Here is a 20,785-nt window from a genome sequence, read left to right as displayed (position 1 = left end):
AGTCTGGGGGCATGCAGCGCAGCCCAGGAGAGATCGCCGGCACCGTCCTCGTGGTCCTGTCCGCGATCGGGCTGCCCGTCGCCGCGTTCGCCTACGGTGCGGGCTACGAGCTCGCGTTCTTCGGCCTGATCACCGCCTTCGCCGCCGGGATCACGGGCCTCGGCGTGCACGTCGCCGCCCGCGAGGCCCGTCTGCGCCGCGGTGCCGACCCGGAGGGGCGTCCCCGCCGCCCCTCCGCGCAGTCGGCTCGTCGAGACGGCGGGGTCTCGTAGAGCGTCCTGCGTCCGCTCCGTCGAATCGCTTGGCACGCGATTCGACGGTGCGCTCCGCCTTCGAACGGCGTCCTGCCCTCTCCCGGCGGTCGATCCTGCGCGGACGGCTCGTCAGGGTCGAGGGTCACGGGCCGTTCGTGACGGATCGGTCGGCGAGGGCGCGGCGGAGGCGCTCGACGGAGCGCTCGGGGTGCGGGAGGAACTCGGCGGCGACGATGCGGACCGGATGCACGCCGATCGCCAGGAAGTCGTCGTAGCGACCGACGTCGCGGGCGAACTGGCGGTTGCTCGACCGGTGGCCGTCGCCCTCGTACTCCCACGAGACCCGCTCACGCGGGTACCAGCCGTCCGGGCGCCCGACGAAGACTCCGGCCGGCGTGAACAGCGGCACCTGGAGCAGCGGCTCCGGCAGTCCCGCGCGCACCGACGCCAGCCGGAAGCGGGTCTCCTGCCGCGACTCGGCGCCGTCGCGGACCAGCGCGATCGCCTCCTGGAGTCGCGCAGCACCCGCCCGCGGAAGCACCCCACCCGGTCGCGCAGATCGGCCAGCCGCACCCAGGGGCGCGGATCCGTCGGATCCCCGCGGTTCGGCGTGAGCACGAGCGCATCACCCACGGCGACGAGGTCGTCGAGGTCGAGCTGGGTGCCCAGATGGCAGAACAGCGACGCGCCGTCCGTCATCGGCAGACCGCGCCGCAGGATGCGCCGGACCCGCGGGTCCGAGACCGCGTGCCCCGCGACTCCGGGGCGCCGAGCAGCGCGGGCGGGCGCGCGCACGCTGACGTGCAGCTGCTCGGACGGGAGCGGCCGCGGGAGGTCCAGCGGCCAGAGCCTCGCCGCCGTGAGATGGCTGAGCACGGCGCCGGGTCCGACTGCGGCGAGGAGCGCCTCCGCCCGGCGCCGGAGATCGATGACGCCGTCGGCCCGCACGCCGTGGAAGGGCGCACTCACGTCGCTCCGTCCGAGGCGGCTGCGAGTCACACCCCCGCTCCGCGCATCGGCGACCGTGAAGGCCCGGGCTCGGAGCTCCTCCGGGAGCGGTCGTCGTCGCGTCATGCCGACACCGTGCCGGAATCCGCATGCCCGGAACCGCTCTCCACAGCCCGATCCCGTTCTCCACAGCCCCGGGCGCCGATCGATCCGTCACAGATGCACCGTGCAGGTCGGCAGCACGGTGCATCTGTGACGGATCGGTCAGGAGGGCAGCGACGCGAGGTACGCGCGCCAGCCGCCGAACGAGGTGATGTCGTCGGCCGTCTCCAGCGCCAGAGGCTCCACGAGGAAGCCGCTCACCAGCGAGCCGTCGGCCAGCGACACCGAGCCGATCGCCATCGGATGCGGCAGCGCGGCGACGAACGAGCCGAACGCGGCCTCGGTCAGACGCCACACCTCGACCTCGAGCGCGGCGCCGCCCGACGCGACGCGCACGACTCCGGGCTTCGGCGGCACGGTCTGCAGCGCGTAGAGCCGGTAGTCGGCGCTCGTCGTGGTCGTGGTCACCAGTTCGGCGTCGCGGTCGGTCAGCTGTCGGTTCAGCGGCTGGCCGCTCAGGTGGGCGCCGGCGACGGCGAGGAGGACGGTGCTCACGGGGTGCTCCAGATCAGATCGGCGAGGTGGTGGTCCGAGAAGGCGGGGCCGACGAGCTGCACGCCGAACGGCAGGCCCTCGACGACTCCCGCGGGGTAGGCGATCGCGGCCAGGTCGAGCAGGTTCGCGAAGTTGGTGAAGCGGCCGAGCGCCGAGTTCACGCCGACCGGATCCGCGGCGACGGCCGCGAGGGTCGGGTGCTGGGTCGTCGTCGGCAGCAGCAGGGCGTCGATCCGCGAGAACACCGAGTCGGAGGCGACCCGCGCGCGGTCGAGCCGCTCCTGGTCCTGGAACAGCTTCCACGCGGGCAGGGCCCCCGAGCGGGAGATGATCCCGCCGACGGTCGGGTCGACCTCGTCGGGGTGCGCGTCGACGAACTCGCCGACCGCCGCGTAGCGCTCGGCCACGAACGCGCCGTCGTAGAGCATCCGCGCGGTCTCGAGGAACACCTCGATGTCGATCTCGACCACGGCGGCGCCCCAGCGCGCGACCTCGGCGTCGAACGCCTCCTGCCAGCCGGGAGCGAGCTCGCCGAGCTGCCCCGGCTTCGGGACACCGATGCGGGCGGGGGCGGCGAACGCGGGGGCGGCCCCCGTGCGACTGAGCGGATCGCGCGCGTCGGGCCCGGCCATCACGTCGAGCGCGCGGCGGGCGATGTCCGGCTCCCGAGCCATCACCGTCACGACGTCGAGGCTGCGGCAGGCCGGCACGACGCCCGCGGCGCTGACCCAGCCCTTCGTCGGCTTGAGGCCGACGAGTCCGTGGAACGCGGCCGGCACCCGGCCGGAGCCCGCGGTGTCGGTGCCGAGCGCGAAGTCGGCCCCGCCCAGCGCGACGGCCACGGCGGAGCCCGAGGACGAGCCTCCGGAGATGCGGGTCTCGTCGACCGCGTGCCGCACCGCGCCGTAGGGCGAGCGGGTGCCGACGAGGCCGGTCGCGAACTGGTCGAGGTTGGTCGAGCCGAGGACGACGGCGCCGGCCGCGCGGAGGCGCTCGACGACGGTCGCGTCCCGGGCCGGCGAGTACGCGAAGGCCGGGCACGCCGCGGTGGTGTCGAGCCCGGCGACGTCGATGTTGCCCTTCACGGCGAAGAGCAGGCCGGCGAGGGGGAGCGAGGGATCGACTCCGCTCAGCTCGGCGACCACGTCGGCCTGCGGGCGGAGGGCGATGAACGCCTCCGGGCGCGACGCGAGCCGCTCGTAGCGTTCGGCGACGTGCGCCGCGGGGTCCTGGATCATGCCGCTTCCTCTTCTGCTGTCAGTGTCTCGAGCACCACGAGCACCGTGCCCGCGGCCACCTGCTCGCCGACCGTCGCGACCACCGAGACCACGCGGCCGGCTGTCGGAGCGGCGACGGGCGCCTCCATCTTCATCGCCTCGAGGGCGACCAGGGTCTGGCCGGCGACCACCACGTCGCCCGGGGACACGTCGAGCCGGAACACCGTCGCCACGAACGGCGCCTCGACGCCCTCGCAGCCCGCGGGGATCTCGACGGCGGTCGACGCGGGCGGCGCCGGCACCACCTCCTCGCGGTCGAACTCGCCCGAGGCCACCCAGGCGTCGCGCTCGGCGCCGAACGCCTCGGCCTGCACGGCACGGAAGCCGGCGATCTCCGACGCGTTCTCGGCCAGGAACTCCTCGTACTCGGCGAGGCCGAAGGTGCCCTCCTCGATGCGCAGCGGCAGCCGCCCGGCGGCCATCTCGGCGCGCAGCGAGAGCAGCTCGTCGGGCTCCACCGGGTACCAGCGGATGCGGTCGAAGAACCGCAGCAGCCACGGCACGCCCGCCTCGAACGCTCCCGACTGGTGGTGCGTCGACCAGATCGGCACGGTGCGGCCGACGAACTGGTATCCGCCCGGCCCCTCCATCCCGTAGATGCAGAGGTAGGCGCCGCCGATGCCGACGGCGTTCTGCGGGGTCCAGGTGCGGGCCGGGTTGTACTTGGTGGTCACCAGGCGGTGCCGGGGGTCGAGCGGAGTCGCGACCGGCGCTCCGAGGTACACGTCGCCCAGTCCGAGCACCAGGTACTCGGCCTCGAAGACGGTGCGGTAGACGTCGTCCACGCTGTCGAGGCCGTTGATGCGGCGGATGAACTCGATGTTCCACGGGCACCAGGGCGCGTCGTCGCGCACCCCCGCCATGTAGCGGCGGATCGCCTCGCGGGTCGAGGGGTCGTCCCACGCGAGCGGGAGGTGGACGGTGCGGCTCGGGACGCGCAGATCGGCCGTCGCGGGGAGCAGCGCCTCCGCCGCGAGGACGGCCTCAGCGACCACGGAGGTCGATGTGGTGCGCGGGTCGAAGTGCACCTGCAGCGAGCGGATGCCCGGGGTCAGCTCGATCACGCCGGGCAGCGCCGCCTGCTCGAGCGCCTCGGCGATCGCGTGCACGCGCATCCGCGACGCGATGTCGAGGCTCATCTCGCCGATCTCGACGAGCAGGTTCGCGTCTCCGCTGCGCCGCAGCACCAGGGAACCGTGGCGATGCAGGACGCCCTCGTCGTCGACCGGCGCGCGGCCCGGAGCGGGCACGTCGAGCGGGGCGTCGAGCAGCCCCGTCGCCTGGGCCGCGGTGATCGGCACGAAGCGCACGGTGTCGCCCGGGCGGAGCTGCCCCAGCCGCCACAGGTGGCCGGTCGCGACGCTCGCGGGGCAGGTGAAGCCTCCGAGGCTCGGACCGTCGGGGCCCAGCAGGATCGGCAGGTCGCCGGTGTAGTCGACGGCGCCGACGGCGTAGGGGGTGTCGTGGATGTTGGAGGGGTGCAGCCCCGCCTCGCCGCCGTCGGGGCGCGCCCAGCGCGGCTTCGGGCCGACGAGGCGCACGCCGGTGCGGGCCGAGTTGAAGTGCACGTCCCAGGAGGTGGCGTAGAACACGTCCATGTCGTCGGGCGTGAAGAACTCCGGAGCGGCGTGCGGGCCCTCGAGAGCGCCGAGGGTCCAGGCGGTCGGGAACTCGGGGCGCTGATCGAGGGGGACGGGCCCGGCGTCCTGCGGCGTGGCGGGAGTCCGCAGACCGAGCACGTCGCCCGGTGCGAGCGCGCGACCCGCGTGGCCGCCGATCGCGCCGAGATCGAAGGTGCTCGCCGAGCCGAGGATCAGCGGCAGGTCGAGCCCGCCCTCGACCAGGAGGTACATCCGCATGCCGCGCTCGGCCGTGCCGATCGCGAGGACGCCGCCCGCGGGCACGTCCACCGGCTCCCATTGCGCGATCGGCGCGCCGTCGAGGGTGGCGGGCGCGGGGGCGCCGGTGAGCACGACGCGGGTGGCGGAGTGGAAGCGGAGCGTCGGCCCGCTCATCGTGATCTCGAGTCCGGGCGCGTTCGCAGGATTGCCGAGCGCGGTGTTGCCGAGGCCGAACGAGAGCGGATCCATCGGTCCCGACGGCGGGATGCCGACAGGCCAGTAGCCGAGGCGGCCGGGGAGGTCCTGCACGGTGGTGAGCATGCCGCCCTTGAGCACCTCGACCCGCGGAGTCGCGTCGCGGACGTGCTCGAGCGTGGCGGTCGAGTGCTCGGCCGCGAGCACCGACGGCTCGGCGGCGATGGCGCGGAGGAGCCCCACGTTGGTCGCGATGCCGTCGACACGGGAGGCGGCGAGCGCACTGCCGAGGGCGGCCCAGGCGCTCGCGCGGTCCTCGCCGGTCACGATCACCTTCGCGAGCAGCGGGTCGTAGGCGGTCGACACCTCGGTGCCGGGGCGGATCCAGCCGTCGATCCGGGCGCTTTCGGGGAACTCGACCGCGGTGATCGTGCCCGAGCTCGGCGCGTTGCCGAGGTCCGGGTTCTCGGCGTAGACGCGGGCCTCGACCGCGGCGCCGCGCGGCTCCGGGACCGCGTTGAGGAACGCCGCCTCGCCCTGGGCCAGGCGCAGCATCCACTCGACGAGATCGATGCCGTAGCGCGACTCCGTCACCGGGTGCTCGACCTGCAGGCGCGTGTTCACCTCGAGGAACGCCGCCTCCTGCCGCACGGGGTCGTAGATGTACTCGACCGTGCCGGCGCTGCGGTAGCCGGCCTCGGCGCAGAGCCGGCGCGACGCCTCCGCGATCGTGTCCCTGACCGCGTCCGGCAGATCGGGCGCCGGGCTCTCCTCGATCACCTTCTGGTTGCGGCGCTGCAGCGAGCAGTCGCGGTCGCCGAGCGACACGACCCGGCCCGCGCCGTCGCCGAAGACCTGCACCTCGACGTGGCGGGCGCGCTCGACGAGCCGCTCGAGGAACACGCCGGCCGACGAGAAGCCGGCCTCGGCGAGACGGCGCACCTCGCGCCAGGCGGCGCGCAGCTCGGGCTCGTCGCGGCAGGCGCGCATGCCGATGCCGCCGCCTCCGGCCGTCGCCTTGAGCATCACGGGGTAGCCGATGCGGGCGGCCTCGCGGGCGGCGTGGTCGGCGTCGTCGAGCAGGCCGGTGCCGGCGAGCAGGGGGACGCCCGCGCGCTCGGCGGCGTCGCGCGCGGTGTGCTTGGCGCCGAAGACCTCGAGCTGCTCGGGGGTCGGGCCGACGAAGACGATGCCCTCCGCCTCGCAGGCGCGCGCGAACCCGGCGTTCTCGCTGAGGAACCCGTAGCCCGGGTGGATCGCCCCGGCGCCGGTCGCCCGGGCCGCCTCGAGGATCGCGTCGATGCGGAGGTAGCTCTCGGCGGCGGGCGCGGGGCCGATCCTGACGGCCTCGTCGGCGAGCGCGACGTGGGCGGCGCCGAGGTCGGCGTCGGAGTAGACCGCGACGGTGCGCAGGCCCATGGTCTTCGCGGTGCGCAGGATGCGGACGGCGATCTCGCCGCGGTTGGCGACGAGGAGGGTGTCGAAGCTCATGCGGCGTCGCCGCCGGTGCGGACGATCATCTCGGCGCGGCTCGGGTCGAAGCCGTTGCACGGGTTGTTGATCTGCGGGCAGTTCGAGACGACGACGAGGGTGTCGCGCTCGGCGCGCAGGGTGACGCTGAGCCCGGGGGAGGAGATGCCGTCGACGATGCCGAGCGCGCCGTCGGGGTCGACGGGCACGTTCATGAACCAGTTGACGTTCGAGACCTGGTCGCGCTTGCCCATGCCGTGCCGCGAGAGCTCGGCGACGAAGTTCTCGGCGCAGGCGTGCTGGGCATAGGTGTGGAAGCCGTAGCGGAGGGTGTTGCTCTCCTTCGAGCAGGCGCCGCCGAGGGTGTCGTGGCGCTCGACGTCGGTCGCGACGACCGTCAGCAGCGGACGGTGCTCGGCGTCGCGCAGCACCGAGCCGGTGACGAGGTACACGGTCGGCTGCCCCTGGAGCGTGGCGGCCGCCGAGTAGGCGGTGTGGTCCTCCGCGTCGTAGGCGAGGAAGTCGACGGCCTGGTTGCCGTCGACGTCGACGATGCTGAGGGTCTCTCCCGTCTTGAGGAGCCGCGACCAGGGGGCGCGGGCGGCGACGGTCTCGCGGAAGATCTCGGTGCTGGTCATCAGAGGCCTCTCGCCTGCAGGTAGTCGTCGGTGTTGAGGTACGCGCGGCGGCCCTCGGGGGTCGCGGTGCGCTCCTCGGCGGGCGCGGGGTCTCCCGCCCAGGCGAGCACGTCGACCGGGCCCGTGGTGAAGGCGTCGCGGGGGTCGAGCGGATGCGCGGTGTTCGCCAGCAGGACGATCGCGGGCATCTCGAGGCGCAGCGTCACCGAGCGGCCGGGGCCGGCGCTGCCGAGCCACTCCGGGCTGCCGTCCGGGCGGATCCGCACGCCCTGGAAGTACGACACGCTCGGCGGCAGGTCGCGCCGGCCGAGTCCGTGCTTCGCGCCGCCGAGCAGGAGCAGCTCGCGGCCTGCGGGCGAGGGGCCCTGCGCGGAGCCGTCGCCGTAGCGCTCGACGTTGCGAGCGAGCGCGGTGGTGCCGTAGATCGTGTCGTGCCGCCCGGAGTCGTCGGCGACGATGCTCGCGAGGACGCGGCCCTGATCGCTGAGCAGCAGCTGGCCGGCTCCGGCGTAGACCTGCCACTGCACCTTGACGGTGTCGGCGACGTTGAGCCGCTCGTGCGGCTCGAGGGCGTTGTAGAGCAGGAGCGAGACGCAGGCGTCGCCGGTGACGTCGGTCAGCCGGAGGTGCGTGCCGCGGGCGAGGACGCGGTGGCCGTAGCCGCCGCCGGCGATCCGCTCCGACCAGCGCAGGCGCTCGGCGGCGACCGGCGGGTCGGGGTGGAGGCTCGCGGGGACGAGGGGGCCGGACTCGGCGGCGGTCCCCTCCTGAGCGCGGGCGTGCTCGCGCGCGCCCGCCGTGGTCGAGGTGGTCGATGCCGTCATGCGCTGCGCCTTCTCGTGTGCCGGGCGGGGGGGTTTCTATCACTCGACAGGAAGTCAACCGCGCGCCCGTGACGCGGACGTGACCCCGGTGTTGCGATCGTGTTTCGTCGCGGTGCGGGCCTCCCCGTGCGACTCCGCGAAAGTTGTCGCACTCGGCGCCCAGTGCGACAACTCCTGGAGTCTCGACCGCCGGCCGGGCCGCGCGCCGCTGCTACGGTCGAGCGCATGTCGAGCGCACCCACCGGACGGCCGCGCGCCTCCGGAGCGTCGCTGACCGGCCTGGGCACGCGCGCCGACATCCTCGCCGCGAGCGCCGCCCTGTTCTGCACGGAGGGGTTCGGCAGCACCAGCACGCACGCGATCGCCGCCGCGGCGGGCATCCGCCAGGCCTCGCTCTACCACCACTTCGGCGGCAAGCACGCGGTGCTGCTCGAGCTGCTGCTCGGAACCGTGCAGCCCTCGCTCGACGCCGCGGCGATCCTCCTGACGCGGGAGGAGCCTCCGGCCGCGCGGCTCTGGGCCCTCTGCGTCTCGGACGTGCGCCTCCTCGCCGCGGGCGAGCACAACATCGGCGCGCTCTACCTGCTGCCCGAGCTCGGCGACGAGCGCTTCGCCGAGTTCCGCGAGCGCCGCTCCGAGCTCGAGACCGCCTACTGCACGCTGGTCGCGGCCTGCGGAGTCGCGGACGCGGACACCGGCGCATCGCTCGTCCTCGCGCTCGTCGAGAACGTGATCCTGCAGCGCCGGCGGCAGCCCGACGTCTCGGACGCCTACGCGGAGGCGGTGGCGCTCGCCGCCCTGCGCGTGCTCGACCTCGACCGCGCCGACGTCGCCGAGGCGCTCGCCGTCGGCCCGGGCCTGCTGCCGCGCCTCCGCTGACGCGCCGCGCGCCACTCCGCCCCCGCGAGACTCCAGGAGTTGTCGCACTCGACCACCGAGTACGACAACTTCTGGCGTCTCGAGACGGGCACCGGCGGCACGAGCGCGCGACGGAGTTAACACGTTCGTTGCACGCCCGAAAAACTCCACGCCCGAGCGCGCGGCAGGATCCGTGTCTATCAACCGATAGAAACACCCCGCCGCACCACTCAGCAGCTCGGAGCACGCATGATCATCCTCGGAGTGGGGATCACCGTCCTGGTGGTCCTCGCCGTCGGCATCGCGGTCGCCCGCAAGATCGACGGCGACAGCGCCAACTACCTCGTCGCCGGGCGCCGCCTCGGCATCCCCCTCGTCGCCGTCTCGCTCACCGCCGCGGCGGTCGACTCGAACGCGACCGTCGGCAACACCGACCTCACCTCGCAGTTCGGCTTCTGGGCGGGCGCCTCGCTCGCGATCGGCCTGGCGATCTGCCTCCTGATCACGGGCCTCTTCCTCGCCAAGCCCATGAACGCGATGAAGCTCTTCACCCTCGCCGACTTCTTCCGGATGCGGTACGACCGCACCACCGAGATCGTCGCCTCCGTGATAATGGTGCTCTCGTTCACGATCCTGCTCGCGGGCAACCTCGTCGCCTGCGGATTCCTGCTCGAGCGGTTCGCCGGCATCCCGTACGTGTGGGGCGTGATCCTCTCGGTCGCCCTCGTGCTCAGCTACACGATCGCCGGCGGCCTCTTCTCGGACGCGTACACGGCGGCCATCCAGACCGTGATCACCGTGGTCGCCGCGATCTCGCTGCTCGTCTGGGTCGCGCTCGCCTACGGCATCGTGATCCCGGAGGGGATGGGCCCGTTCGACTTCGAGCAGCTCACCGACCCCGCGATGGGCGCGCCCGTCAACTGGGCGACCCTCGTCGCGCTCGGCATCGGCGACCTCGTCGCGATCGACTTCATGCAGCGCATCTTCGGCGCCAGGTCGCCGGAGGTGGCGCGTCGCGCCTGCTACGCGGCCGCCGTCGGCACTGCCGCGATCGGCTCCATCTTCGCGATCGTCGCCCTGACCGCGACCGCCGTGCTGGGCATCACGACCGCCGACGGACCCGTGCTGTTCACCCTGCTCGACGACTACGCGCCTCCGGTGATCGCGATCCTCGTGCTCTCGGGAGTCGTCGCCGCGTCGTTCTCGACGGCGTCCGGTGCGATCCTGGCGACCTCGGCGATCGTGGTGCGCAACGTGCTCTCGGTGCGTCGGCACACCGGCTCCGGCTCGGACCCGCTGCTCAAGTGGACCCGCGTCGCGATGATCCCGATCGTGGTGCTCGGCTCGTTCCTCGCGATCCGGGTGAGCCAGACCGGCATCCTGCTGACGCTCGCGTTCGACCTCATGCTCGCGTGCCTGGCCGCGCCGTTCCTCTTCGGCATCTTCTGGAAGCGCCCGGGAGTCGCCGCGGCGCTCGTCTCGGCGGCCGTCGGATTCGCCGTGCGGATGGTGTTCCTGGCGCTCACCCCGACGCTCTACGGCGTGCCGAACGACATCTTCTACATCCCGAACGACCTGGTCGGAGCCGGGTTCGACGGCTACGCCACGCTGGTGGCCGCGGCGATCGGCTTCGGCACGTACGTCGTCGTCGGGCTGCTCGTGCCGCGCTCGACGCGCGAGGTCGACGGCGAGCGGACGGTGCGCCGCGAGCTCGACGAGGAGCAGGCGGGAGTGCTGGAGCCGGCGGGGGTCTGACGCGCCGGGGTGCTGCTCGAGGAGCGACTCCGGGGCACCTTCGGCTCGTGAGATCACGTTCGGCTCGTCGAATCCGCCGATTCCTGCGAGCCGAAGGTGATTCTGCGAGCCGGAGGAGCGCCGGAGGGGATCCTGCGAGCCGGAGGCGCCCCGGACGGCCGCCGTCACGTCGCCGGCAGGGGCAGCAGCACCGTCGGCGCGGGCGCCGCCTCGCGGCCCTCGAATGCGACGGGCTGGCACACCATCAGGTAGTCGCCCGGCTCGACCTTCGAGAGATCCGCGTTCTCGAGGATGACGACCCCCGCGCTGCAGAGGATGACGTGGGTCGGCCACTCCTCCGTGTTCGCGGGCGCCTCCATCGTCATGTAGTCGAGACCCGCGAAGAGCACGCCGTGATCGACGAGCCACTGCGCGCCGCTCGGCCCGAGACCCACCCAGGTCTCGGACTTCACGGGGCGGGTGAGCGCATCCGTGGAGTTGCGGGTGCGGAACAGCACGCGCACGGCTCCGGCCGCCCCCGCCGCCTCGAGGTCCTCGGCCGAGATCTCCTCGTCGACGTGGCGCAGATCGAGCACGCGCACCGGGCCCACCACGCTCTCGAGTGCGATCTCGTCGACGGTCGCGGCGCCCGGCACGAAATGCGACGGAGCGTCGACGTGGGTGCCGGTGTGCGCGCCGATCAGCCAGCGCGAGACATCGGAGGGGTAGCCGTCGATGATCTGCTCGACCATCTCGTAGCTGGGGCGGCGCCCCCAGTGGAGCATCTCGGTGGTGATCGGGATGTTGATGGGGATGGCGCCGGTCATGACTTCCCTCGCGGAGTGAGACAGAATGGATTCGCTTTCGTCAACATTGTATCCAATCGGTCGCCCGTGACAAGGAGCTCCATGCCCGCAACCTGGCCCCGCGCGCTCGACCTCGGCGGTCCCGCGCTGCGCCTCGTGCCGTTCGTCGTCGGCTACGAGCCCATCAGCGAGGCGATCTCGGTGCTCGGAGGCGACCCCGCCCGCTTCCTGCTCGAGCCGGTCACCGCCGCCGCCCTCGTGTATCCGGGCGGCTGGATCCTCATCGACGGCGGCTTCAACCTCGACCTCGTGCGCGACCCGGTGCAGCGCGCCACGCACTACGACTACGAGAGCTACACCGCCGTGGTGCCTCCCGGCGATGCGCTGGCGGAGGCGGTGGCCGCGGCCGGTCTGCGCTGGGCCGATCTCGCACTGGTCGCCCTCTCGCACCTCCACCTCGACCACACGGGCGGCCTGCGCCTCGTGCCGTCGGGCACCCCGGTCGCGCTGCAGCGGCGCGAGTGGGAGTGGCTGGGGGAGGGGATCGGGCGCCGCGAGACGGTGGTCGCCTCCGATCTGCTCGACGCCGACGTGCGGGTGCTGCTGCTCGACGGCGACACCGAGCTGGCCGAGGGCGTCGCGGCGCTGGATACGAGGGGGCACACCCCGGGGCACCAGTCGTTCCGCGTGGACCTCGGCGACCGCTCCGTCGTACTCGCCTGCGATGCGGCCGACCTGCGCCAGAACCTCGACGAGCGGGTGCCCTGCGGCTGGACGGCGAAGCCCGCCGACGCCGACGCCGCCCAGCGCTCGATCGACCGCCTCGCCGACCTCGCCGCGACTCCGGGCGTCGAGGTCTGGCCGGGCCACGACCCGGAGTGGGCGTACGCGCCCGTCGAGCGCGCCGGCTGATCGACTAGCCCGCCGTGAGCGGATACCCGACCAGCGGCCCGGCGGCTCCCGCAACCCCCTCGGCCGACCGGCGCCGCCTCCGTAGGCTCGGCCGCATGCTGCTCATCTTCGGGACCCGCTCGGTCGAGGACGTCCTCCGCGTCCTCGTGTCCGTCTGCCGGGTCTGCGGTGTGCGCGCCGAGCAGCACGTGCTGCGCAGCCGCACGAAGCTCTCGCTCTTCTTCGTGCCCCTGCTGACCGTCTCGACCCGCTACCTCCTCGAGTGCTCGCACTGCGGCGCCGTCACGCGCATCGACAAGGAGGAGGCGCACGCCACCCCCGCGGACTCCCGCCCGCAGGACGCGCGCCCGAACGACGCCTGACGTCCCTCTCTCCACCCGCGAGTCGAGGGCGTCAGCGCTCGGCGCGCCCCGAGTCCTCGATCAGGCGCACCTTGACGGTGACGGCGAACGGGCCCGAGAGCTCCGACTCGAGCATCCCGCGCAGGCGCTCGCCGACCGCGCGGAGGGTGTCGGGGGCGGGCAGCGCCGCGACCGCCGAGATGTGCGCGCTGACCGTCGTGAACCCCTCCGACCGGTCGATGTCGACGAGCACGTCGGGCTGCCGCAGCGCCAGCTTCACGGCGATCGCGTCGGCCGCCGCCTCGAGGATCGGCTGCGCCGGGTAGACCCCGGCGACCCCCTCCGTGTCGCGGATCGCGGCGGTGAGGCGCTGCGAGAGCGCGGTGTCGTCGGTCACGGTCGGTCCTCCCGGCGGGGGTAGACGTCGTCGACGGTGACGTCGATCGCGCCGACGACGAGTTCGGTGTGGCGCTCGAGGGCGTAGCGGATGCGCTCGCGGAGCCGGTCGCCGACCTCGGCGACCGTGAGCCCGAACTCGAGTGCGAAGGTGACATCCACGCGGATGACCGCGCCCGGAGTCGTGACGTCGCCGTCGAGCGTGCAGCGGCCCATGATGACGCCGCCCATCGTGTCGCCGGCGCGGCGGATCATGCCGCGGACCGCCGCCTCCGTCAGCGCGAGCCGGAGGGTCGGGTCGGGGTGGCGCACGGGCACGTCGCGTCCCGAGCGCACCTCCGCGCGGATCGCGTCGAGCAGGCCCGCGATCCAGACCTCGTCGCGGTCGGGCTCCCGCTCGGACTCGCGCCGCAGGGCCCGTGCCGAGAGCTCGTTGAGACGCGTGAGGTTCGCCAGGGCGAGGCGGCACGCGGCGGAGCCCTCGATCGACGGGTCGTAGGGCTGCCGTCCGCGGTCGAGGTAGTCGCTCAGCTCGTCGAGCGTGTGGCCGTCGAAGTCGTCGGCCGGCTCGGCGGGTGCCGCCGCCTCCGGAGTCACGTCCGGCCCCTCGGGCAGGGCGTCGTCGTCGGGTGTCATCGCCATGCCTCCAGTTCGTGGAGCAGGAATCGTCGTGCCCGGGCGAGGAGCCCGCGGACGGTCGAGACGGGGAGGTCGAGGGCGTCGGCGATCTCCTGGTAGCTGTAGCCGGCGGTCTCGCGGAGTAGCCAACAGCGTCGCTGATCGGCGGGCAATCGGTCCAGCGCCTCCCAGACGGCGTCCAGCTGGAGTCGCGCCTCGACGATCCGCTCCGGCGAGTACTCGGCGGGAGCGGGCGGGTCCCAGTCGTCGATGTCGTCGTGGCGGCGGCGGACGCGGATCCGGTCGATCGCCTTGTGCGACACGATCCGCATCAGCCAGGGGCGGATGCGGGCCGGGCTGTCGAGGTCCGAGAGCTGCCGCCAGCCGGTGAGGAACGCCTCCTGGACCACGTCGTCCGACTCGATCTCGGAGCCCAGGAGCTTGGCCGCGTAGACCCGCATCAGCGCGCCGTGGCGGCGCGCGAGCTGCTCGAAGGCCTGCACATCGCCGTCGACGGCGCGGGCGGCGAGGGTGGCGTCCGAGGCGCTGAGGAGGGGGTCGTCGTCGTCGATGATCGCCTCCCGTCGCCTGCGGTCCGTCGATCCGCGTCGCTGCCGCCCCCAGTGTGACCGCCGCTCCGAATGACTACCAGCCTCGACGCTCGACCGCCGAATCGGATGGCCGCAGTGCGAGAGAGCCGCCCTCCAGCGCCCCGCTCTGTCACCCGAGCGAGGGGCGAATCGGAGGCGGATCCGTGACGATTCCCCGTCGGGACTCGTCTGATCTGTAACCGCCCTCCGTCCGACGCCCGCCGGCGTCCGCGCGACAGGGCCTCGACACGAGAGAAGCACGGCCATGCACTCCTTCCTCCTCCGACGGCTCGAGCAGCCGTCATGAGCGGGTCGACCTTCACGATGGGCAGCCCGTTCGCGTCCGGCGACGCGGGCGACGGCGTCGAGCGGCGCTTCGAGGCCGCGGGCGAGAACCCCGACCAGGCGTCCGCCGTCTACGCCGAGGCCTACGGTGGCGGCACCTTCCGCGCGGCTCCGGCCTCGCGCGACTTCTCCTTCCGCTACGCCTACCGCGGCAGCGAGCGCGTGACGCTGCGCACCTCCGACTGCTCGGGCCTTCTGAGCGGCGAGGTGCCGCACCTGCGCGAGTACGTCGTCGGCTGGTTCCGGGCCGGCGGAGGCGTCCTCAACCTCCGCCCCTTCACCCGCACCGGAGCCGCGTCGGCGCCGTTCCTCTTCCCCGCCGAGCGGCAGTTCGAGCTCGACTTCCGGCCGCACCGCCAGAACCTGATCCACTTCGCGCCCGGCTTCCTCGAGGACGTCGCGACGGAGTCGCACGCCGGCCCCCGGCAGCCCGTGTCGTTCGACCACGAGGCCGACCCCGATCCCGGCGTGCTCGCCCGGTGGCGCGCCGCAGTGTCGGAGGCGAGCGCCGCGCTCGCGACGGCCGCCATCGCGCCGCTCGTCCGCTTCACCGCCGAGCTCAACCTCGCCCGCGCGCTGCTCCTGCTGTTCCCGTGGCGCGCGTGGGACGTCCCGGCGGTCCTGCGCCGCCCGTCGGCGTCGCGGACCAGGGTCGCGCTCGACTTCCTCCAGCACCACGCCCACGAGCCGATCGCCCCGGCCGACGCCGCGCGCGCCGCCGGGCTGCACACGCGCACCCTCCAGCAGGCGACGCAGCGGCACCTCGGAGTCTCGCCGTCGGTCTACCTGCGCGACATCCGCCTCGACCGGGCCCGCAAGGACCTCGTCGCGGGCGACCCCTGCTCGACCACCGTGGCCGCCGTCGCGCGCGCGTGGGGCTTCGGCAATCTCGGCCGCTTCGCGAGCTCGTACCAGGCCCGCTTCGACGAGAAGCCGAGCCACACCCTCCGCGCCTGACACGCCTGGCCGCAGGACGAACAGCCTCGCCATGACCTGTGGAGGAGGTTGGCCGCCAAGCGCGTCGACCCGCGGCCCTCCCTGCACTTCGGCTGAATCGGCGGGACGACCGGGGCCGACGGCACGTCTGATCCATGTGCCGCAGAACGTCGGCACCGCGGATTCCGCGCCCCTCATCACGACACCGGAGAAGACCATGACCAACGTCACCCCCACCCCCTCCTCGGCCAAGCACGGCACCGCGACCTCGACCGGCAAGAACACCATCGCCGACGGCGTCGTCGAGAAGGTCGCCGGCATCGCCGCCCGCCAGGTCCCCGGCGTGCACGACCTCGGCGGCGGAGCCGCCCGCGCCATCGGCGCGATCCGCAACGCGATCAACGCGCAGGACCGCGGCCAGGGCATCTCGGTCGAGGTCGGCGAGAAGCAGGTCGCCGCCGACATCACCGTCGTCGCCGAGTACCCCGTCGCGCTGCAGAAGCTCGCCGACAGCATCCGCTCCGCCGTCTCCGAGGCCATCACCTCGGTCGTCGGCATGGAGGTCACCGAGGTCAACGTGACGGTGTCCGACGTCTACATCCCCTCGGACGACAAGGACGAGGACACCGAGAGCCGCGTCAAGTGACTCCCTCCCGCACCGGGCTCGTCCTCGGCGCCGTCCTCGCCCTCGCGGCCCTCGCCTTCGGCTTCTGGGCGATGCTCTTCGTCGCCCTGGCCATGGCGATCGGCTTCGGTGCCGGTCGTGTGATCGAGGGCAGGCTCGATCTGCGCTCGCTGGCCGACACCCTCCGCGGGCGGCGGACCTCGTGACCGCGGCGGTGATGGCCGACCAGGCCCGCCACGGCCGCACGACGATCACCTCGCGCGCCGTGCGCCGGGTCGTGTCGGCCGTCACCGCGGAGGCGCTCGACGTCTCGGCGTCCGAGGTGTCCGTCGAGCTCGACGACGACGGAGGACGCCTCCACGTCACCGCGCAGGCCCCCCTCCGCATCACGCCGCTGGGCGAGTCGGACCGGCGCTCCTCCGGGACGCTGCTCTCCCGCCTGAGCGCGGCCCAGACCACCATCCGCTCCCAGTGCCTGGAGCTCACCGGCTCCACCATCGGCCGGGTCGACCTCCGCGTCACGGGCGCCGACCTCCGAGAACGAAGGAGGGTGTCGTGACGACCCCCACCACCACCGCAGGGTCGCTGTACCCGCGCATCCTCCGACGCGAGACGCACTCGTCGCGCTCCGGTTCGGCGATCGTGCTCGCCGCCGTGCTGATCCTGCTCTTCGCCTGGCTCGGCACGGAGGCGGTGATCGCCGCCCTCGGGCAGCCCGCGCTGCTCGTGGCCCCGCAGGATGGCGCGACCGCGCTGCTCAGTGCGGCCAGCGCCCCCATCGCGCTGACCGCCGCCGCGGGAGCGGTTGCCGCCCTGATCGGGCTCGTCCTGCTCGTCCTCTCGTTCGCCCCCGGGCGTCGCGGACGTCGCATCGCCGGCTCCGGCCGCACGGCCACCGTCGTCGACGACCGCGTGATCGCCCAGAGCGTCGCCCGCACCGCCGCCTACGCCAGCGACGTCGATCCGGACCAGGTGTCGGTGTCGATCGGCAGGAGCACGGTCGGCGTCACCGTGGCCCGCACGTCGGGCCGTAGCACCGACATCGGCGGCATCCGCGAGGCCGTCGACGCCGAGCTGGCGACCTACGACTACAGCCCCCGCCTGCGCGCCCGCGTGCGCCTGTCCGAGAAGGGGACGGTCCGCTGATGACCACCACCAACCGATTCCTCAACCGGCTGCTGCTGTTCGTCGTGGGGCTCGTGCTCCTCGTCGTCGGCGGTGCCGTCGCGGCGGGGTCGCTCCTGCCGGACGTGCAGCAGACCGTCTCGACGGCCGCCGACGACGCGACGCAGCCGACGACCGACGCTCTGAACGGGCAGCCCTGGATCCTCTGGGTGAGCGCCGTCGTCGCGCTCGTCCTGATCCTCCTGCTGGTGCGCTTCATCGTGCGCCAGGGCCGCGGCCGCACCTCGACGCTGCTGCGCGTCGGATCCGGCTCGGGAGCGGGGACTCCGACCGGAGGCTCCGTGACCATCGACGCGAAGGTCGCCGAGCAGGTCCTCGAGGAGGCGCTGTCGCACGACTCCGCCATCGTCTCCGTCGACGTCACCGCCTTCGAGATCCGTCGGCAGAACGTCCTCCGCGTCACCGCGCACACCCGCCGCGGCGTCTCGCCGGTGCAGGTGCGTCGCAGCATCGACACGGCCGTCCGCCGCTGGGACGTGCTCCTCGGAGAGGAGACCCCCGTCGTCATCCAGATCGTCAGCGGACTCCGCAGCCGCTCGAGCAGCCCCGCCCGCGTGAGCTGACCGAGCACCACCGTCCGGCCCTCCTGTCCGGGAGGGCCGGAGAGCGCCCGCCACCGCGGGTCGAGAACTTCGAGGAGCACCCCATGACCGATTCCGACCGCACGATCGACCTCGGCGCCGTAGACCGCGGCCACCCCGAGGGCGAGTCGATCGAGCGCCTCGTGGCGACCGCCGCGGCCGAGACCGCCGTCGGCGTCAGCGGGGTCCACCACCTCGGCGGCACCGCCGCCCGCAGCCTCGACCGCGCCGCGCGCGCTGTGCTGGGCACGAGCACGAGCCCCGGAGTGACGGTCAGCCGCGCCGACGGCGTCACCACCGTCGACCTCGACCTGGTCGTCGAGTACCCGCACAGGGTGAAGACCGTGATCGACGCGACCCGCGAGCAGGTCTCCCGCGCCGCTGCGCCGCTCGCCGCAGGCTCCGTCGTGGTGAACGTCACCGTCACCGACGTGCACGGTCCGTTCGACCCGATCGAGGTGCCCGACGACGAGCGCGAGTACGGCGAGCCTCTCGTCGACAAGGCGCGCGACGCCATCGACTCCGCGCGCGAGCAGACGGCGGACGCCCTCGACTCGGCTGCCGACGCTGTCGGTGAGGAGCGCGAGGCCGACGAGGCGCGTGCCGCCGCCGACCGGCCTGCCGCCGACCGCCCGGTCGAGGCCGAGGCGCCCGTCGCCGCCGAGTTCGTCGTGCGCGTCGAGGTCGAGCCCGTCGACGGAGGATCGGCCGTCTCCACGCCGCCGGTCGCCGTCGAGATCGAGCCGGTCGAGAGCGAGCCGGCCGAGAGCGTGTCCGCCTCCGACGACGCCACGGCCTCGCACCGCGCCGGGCAGGAGTAGTCCGATGAGGACCCGCTCGTTCGGAGGTTCGCGCCGGAAGCCCCGAGCCGCCTGGATCGCCTTCGCGACCGGCGTCATCGTGAGCGCGATCGTCGTCTTCGCCGTGCTGCTGCCCGTGCTCGGGCTGATCGGCGCCGCCGACGCCACGACCGTCGGCGTTCTCGACGTCCCGGTCGGCGCGATCACGCTCTCGATCGTGATCAGCTTCCTGATCGGCCTCGCCGCCCTCGCCCTCGCCTTCGTGTCGCGCAACGCGGCCCTGGCCTGGGTGGCGGCGGTCGCCGCCGTCGTCGCGACCCTGATCGGCTCGATCTGGCCCCTGGTCACCACCGCCTTCGCCAGCGTCGACCAGGCCCAGGACGTCGTCCCCTTCATCCAGGACCTCATCGGCCAGGTCACCGGCAACTGACCGCCCGTCTCGATCGACTCGTCACGAACGGCCCATCTCCGTCGACTCGAACGAGCCGTCCGCGACGGATCGACCGGGGAGCGCCCGGAGGCCGCGGAGCGGGGCGTCTCGAGCGGCGTAGCCGCTTCGCGTCCGGGTGGTGAGGGAAAAGGGGCGCGCGCCCGCTGGCCTGCTGGTCGAGTAGCCCCGCAGGGGCGTATCGAGACCCACCAGCGTCAGCAGATCAGAGGTCTGACCCGGCCTTCTGAAGGTGGGGGATCTCGATACGCCCGCTCCGCGGGCTACTCGATCAGCAAGCAGGGGGCCGGACGTGGAAGGTGACTTCTCCTAGGAGATCCACCAGCCTCGGAGGAGCAGGCGCGGGCCCTCGTCCTGCTGCCCGCGGAGTCGTGAGAGACCGCCTGTTGACCCCGCAGCGACCGCTGTGTATCTTCCAGTTATACGAATGACCGATCGACACGAGGAGGTGGACATGGTTCGACGCACGGCCACGATGTGGCAGGTGGCCGAGCGCGCAGGCGTCTCGCAGGCGACCGTGTCCCTCGTGCTCAACAACGCTCCCGGCAACCGGGTGACCGAGGCGACGCGCGCCCGGGTCATGGAGGCGGTCGAGGCCCTCGGCTACCGCACCAACGCGTTCGCGAAGTCCCTCCGCAGCGGCCAGTCGGGCATTATCGGCTTCGTCTCGGACGAGGTCGCCAGCGCTCCGTTCGCCGGTCGCCTCCTCCAGGGGGCTCAGAAGCAGGCCTGGGAGAGCGGTCACGTCATCCTGAGCGTCGACACCTTCGGCGAGAAGGCGCTCGAGTCCTCGGCGATCGACATGATGCTCTCCTACCGGGTGCTCGGCGTGATCTACGCCTCGATGTACCACCGCGTCGTCGAGGTCCCGGAGGCGCTCCACGACGTCCCGACGGTCGTCGCGAACGCCCAGGCCGCCGACGGCCGGTTCTCGAGCGTCTTCCCCGATGAGGAGCGCGGCGGCTACGTCGCCACCCGTCAGCTGACCGACGCCGGTCACGAGCGGATCGCCTACATCGACATCCAGCCCGCCGGGAACGATCTCCCGGCCGGTGTCGGTCGCCTGGCGGGCTACCGCCGTGCGCTCGAGGAGGCGGGACTCGTCGTCGATCCCCGCCTGGTGCGCCACGGCCAGGGCGGCACCGTCGAGGACGGCCTGGCCCTCACGGCCGAGCTCCTCGACGAAGCCGACCCTCCGACGGCGATCTTCTGCGGCAACGACCGCACGGCGTGGGGTGCCTACCGCACCCTCGAGGCCCGAGGCCTCCGCGTGCCCGACGACTGCTCGGTCGTCGGCTTCGACGATCAGGAGACCCTCGCCGCCTACCTCGATCCCGGTCTCACGACCATGGCGCTTCCCTACGAGCGGATGGCCCGCCAGGCCGTCTCGATCCTCCTCGCCGATCCGCGCGAGGACCCCCGATCCCATCCCATCGAATGCTCACCGGTCCTCCGAGGATCTGTGGCGAGTGCAAAGGTGCGCGCATGACGGCAACACACTCCACC

The 20,785-nt window shown here is 73.1% G+C and carries 24 protein-coding genes; 14 read left to right on the top strand and 10 right to left on the bottom strand.

The genetic code is table 11. The annotated features are described in order from the left end of the window. Positions 1 to 11: 11 nt before the first annotated feature. Positions 12 to 272 carry a hypothetical protein gene (locus GSU68_RS17850; protein ID WP_159909976.1) on the top strand — a complete coding sequence of 87 codons (261 nt, stop codon included), beginning with the start codon at positions 12 to 14 and terminating at the stop codon, positions 270 to 272. A 124-nt stretch (positions 273 to 396) separates the two neighbouring features. Here GSU68_RS17850 and GSU68_RS17845 read toward each other — a convergent pair whose 3' ends face one another. From GSU68_RS17845 to GSU68_RS17825, 6 genes are all read right to left on the bottom strand, one after another. Next, a complete protein-coding gene (locus GSU68_RS17845) occupies positions 397 to 795 on the bottom strand; it encodes a hypothetical protein (RefSeq protein ID WP_159909975.1) in 399 nt (132 codons plus the stop codon). A 671-nt stretch (positions 796 to 1,466) separates the two neighbouring features. Next, on the bottom strand, positions 1,467 to 1,859 hold the full coding sequence (locus GSU68_RS19755; protein ID WP_208544614.1) for a hypothetical protein: 393 nt from the start codon (positions 1,857 to 1,859) through the stop codon (positions 1,467 to 1,469). Next, positions 1,856 to 3,097 carry an allophanate hydrolase gene (atzF, locus tag GSU68_RS17840; protein WP_208544613.1) on the bottom strand — a complete coding sequence of 414 codons (1,242 nt, stop codon included), beginning with the start codon at positions 3,095 to 3,097 and terminating at the stop codon, positions 1,856 to 1,858. The genes GSU68_RS19755 and atzF overlap by 4 nt, the downstream gene beginning before the upstream one ends. Next, the gene (gene uca, locus GSU68_RS17835) at positions 3,094 to 6,663 is read right to left on the bottom strand and encodes an urea carboxylase (protein ID WP_159909974.1); all 3,570 of its coding nucleotides are present in this window, start codon (positions 6,661 to 6,663) and stop codon (positions 3,094 to 3,096) included. The genes atzF and uca overlap by 4 nt, the downstream gene beginning before the upstream one ends. After that, positions 6,660 to 7,280, bottom strand: a complete 621-nt coding sequence (locus GSU68_RS17830) for an urea amidolyase associated protein UAAP2 (RefSeq protein WP_159909973.1) — start codon at positions 7,278 to 7,280, stop codon at positions 6,660 to 6,662. Before GSU68_RS17830 ends, uca begins: the two co-directional genes overlap by 4 nt. Beyond that, on the bottom strand, positions 7,280 to 8,104 hold the full coding sequence (locus GSU68_RS17825; RefSeq protein WP_159909972.1) for an urea amidolyase associated protein UAAP1: 825 nt from the start codon (positions 8,102 to 8,104) through the stop codon (positions 7,280 to 7,282). The genes GSU68_RS17830 and GSU68_RS17825 overlap by 1 nt, the downstream gene beginning before the upstream one ends. A 225-nt stretch (positions 8,105 to 8,329) precedes the next feature. Between GSU68_RS17825 and GSU68_RS17820 the strand changes: the two genes are divergently transcribed. Both GSU68_RS17820 and GSU68_RS17815 read left to right on the top strand, forming a co-directional pair. Beyond that, positions 8,330 to 8,983, top strand: a complete 654-nt coding sequence (locus GSU68_RS17820; protein WP_159909971.1) for a TetR/AcrR family transcriptional regulator — start codon at positions 8,330 to 8,332, stop codon at positions 8,981 to 8,983. Between the two features lie 228 nt (positions 8,984 to 9,211). Further along, positions 9,212 to 10,717: a sodium:solute symporter family protein gene (locus tag GSU68_RS17815; RefSeq protein WP_159909970.1), complete on the top strand. Its 1,506-nt coding sequence runs from the start codon at positions 9,212 to 9,214 to the stop codon at positions 10,715 to 10,717. 164 nt (positions 10,718 to 10,881) lie between these two features. On the opposite strand, the gene GSU68_RS17810 is transcribed toward GSU68_RS17815, so the two are convergent. Next, positions 10,882 to 11,523: a cyclase family protein gene (locus tag GSU68_RS17810; RefSeq protein ID WP_159909969.1), complete on the bottom strand. Its 642-nt coding sequence runs from the start codon at positions 11,521 to 11,523 to the stop codon at positions 10,882 to 10,884. Positions 11,524 to 11,604: 81 nt separating this feature from the next. Here GSU68_RS17810 and GSU68_RS17805 point away from each other — a divergent pair, with 81 nt between their 5' ends. Both GSU68_RS17805 and GSU68_RS17800 read left to right on the top strand, forming a co-directional pair. Further along, entirely contained in the window at positions 11,605 to 12,414 is an 810-nt protein-coding gene (locus GSU68_RS17805) for an N-acyl homoserine lactonase family protein (RefSeq protein ID WP_159909968.1), read from the top strand. Between the two features lie 95 nt (positions 12,415 to 12,509). Next, positions 12,510 to 12,776, top strand: a complete 267-nt coding sequence (locus tag GSU68_RS17800; RefSeq protein ID WP_208544612.1) for a zinc-ribbon domain-containing protein — start codon at positions 12,510 to 12,512, stop codon at positions 12,774 to 12,776. 31 nt (positions 12,777 to 12,807) lie between these two features. Here GSU68_RS17800 and GSU68_RS17795 read toward each other — a convergent pair whose 3' ends face one another. The 3 genes from GSU68_RS17795 to GSU68_RS19975 are packed head-to-tail and all read right to left on the bottom strand — an operon-like array spanning position 12,808 to position 14,272. Further along, on the bottom strand, positions 12,808 to 13,152 hold the full coding sequence (locus GSU68_RS17795) for a hypothetical protein (protein ID WP_159909967.1): 345 nt from the start codon (positions 13,150 to 13,152) through the stop codon (positions 12,808 to 12,810). Then, a complete protein-coding gene (locus GSU68_RS17790; protein ID WP_159909966.1) occupies positions 13,149 to 13,793 on the bottom strand; it encodes an Asp23/Gls24 family envelope stress response protein in 645 nt (214 codons plus the stop codon). The genes GSU68_RS17795 and GSU68_RS17790 overlap by 4 nt, the downstream gene beginning before the upstream one ends. After that, positions 13,784 to 14,272, bottom strand: a complete 489-nt coding sequence (locus GSU68_RS19975; RefSeq protein ID WP_244259332.1) for a sigma-70 family RNA polymerase sigma factor — start codon at positions 14,270 to 14,272, stop codon at positions 13,784 to 13,786. The genes GSU68_RS17790 and GSU68_RS19975 overlap by 10 nt, the downstream gene beginning before the upstream one ends. 390 nt (positions 14,273 to 14,662) lie before the next feature. On the opposite strand from GSU68_RS19975, the gene GSU68_RS17780 reads away from it, so the two are divergent. The 9 genes from GSU68_RS17780 (at position 14,663) to GSU68_RS17740 (ending at position 20,768) form a co-directional block, all read left to right on the top strand. Beyond that, positions 14,663 to 15,661 carry a helix-turn-helix domain-containing protein gene (locus GSU68_RS17780; protein ID WP_159909964.1) on the top strand — a complete coding sequence of 333 codons (999 nt, stop codon included), beginning with the start codon at positions 14,663 to 14,665 and terminating at the stop codon, positions 15,659 to 15,661. Positions 15,662 to 15,857: 196 nt separating this feature from the next. Further along, on the top strand, positions 15,858 to 16,286 hold the full coding sequence (locus GSU68_RS17775) for an Asp23/Gls24 family envelope stress response protein (protein ID WP_159909963.1): 429 nt from the start codon (positions 15,858 to 15,860) through the stop codon (positions 16,284 to 16,286). Then, a complete protein-coding gene (locus GSU68_RS17770) occupies positions 16,283 to 16,471 on the top strand; it encodes a DUF2273 domain-containing protein (RefSeq protein ID WP_159909962.1) in 189 nt (62 codons plus the stop codon). Before GSU68_RS17775 ends, GSU68_RS17770 begins: the two co-directional genes overlap by 4 nt. Beyond that, entirely contained in the window at positions 16,468 to 16,824 is a 357-nt protein-coding gene (locus tag GSU68_RS17765) for a hypothetical protein (RefSeq protein WP_244259331.1), read from the top strand. Before GSU68_RS17770 ends, GSU68_RS17765 begins: the two co-directional genes overlap by 4 nt. Continuing rightward, the gene (locus tag GSU68_RS17760; RefSeq protein WP_159909961.1) at positions 16,821 to 17,411 is read left to right on the top strand and encodes a DUF6286 domain-containing protein; all 591 of its coding nucleotides are present in this window, start codon (positions 16,821 to 16,823) and stop codon (positions 17,409 to 17,411) included. Before GSU68_RS17765 ends, GSU68_RS17760 begins: the two co-directional genes overlap by 4 nt. Beyond that, positions 17,411 to 18,013 (top strand): hypothetical protein, encoded by a 603-nt coding sequence (locus tag GSU68_RS17755; RefSeq protein ID WP_159909960.1) that lies wholly within the window; start codon positions 17,411 to 17,413, stop codon positions 18,011 to 18,013. Before GSU68_RS17760 ends, GSU68_RS17755 begins: the two co-directional genes overlap by 1 nt. Positions 18,014 to 18,096: 83 nt before the next feature. Next, on the top strand, positions 18,097 to 18,852 hold the full coding sequence (locus GSU68_RS17750) for an Asp23/Gls24 family envelope stress response protein (protein WP_159909959.1): 756 nt from the start codon (positions 18,097 to 18,099) through the stop codon (positions 18,850 to 18,852). Positions 18,853 to 18,856: 4 nt separating this feature from the next. Beyond that, a complete protein-coding gene (locus GSU68_RS17745; RefSeq protein WP_159909958.1) occupies positions 18,857 to 19,261 on the top strand; it encodes a hypothetical protein in 405 nt (134 codons plus the stop codon). Between the two features lie 472 nt (positions 19,262 to 19,733). Beyond that, positions 19,734 to 20,768 carry a LacI family DNA-binding transcriptional regulator gene (locus GSU68_RS17740; protein WP_159909957.1) on the top strand — a complete coding sequence of 345 codons (1,035 nt, stop codon included), beginning with the start codon at positions 19,734 to 19,736 and terminating at the stop codon, positions 20,766 to 20,768. The last annotated feature ends 17 nt before the right edge of the window (positions 20,769 to 20,785 follow it).

It is taken from the genome of Rathayibacter sp. VKM Ac-2759 (genome assembly GCF_009834225.1).
Classification (GTDB): Bacteria; Actinomycetota; Actinomycetes; order Actinomycetales; family Microbacteriaceae; genus Rathayibacter.
This window is presented reverse-complemented; position numbering and strand designations above follow the sequence as displayed.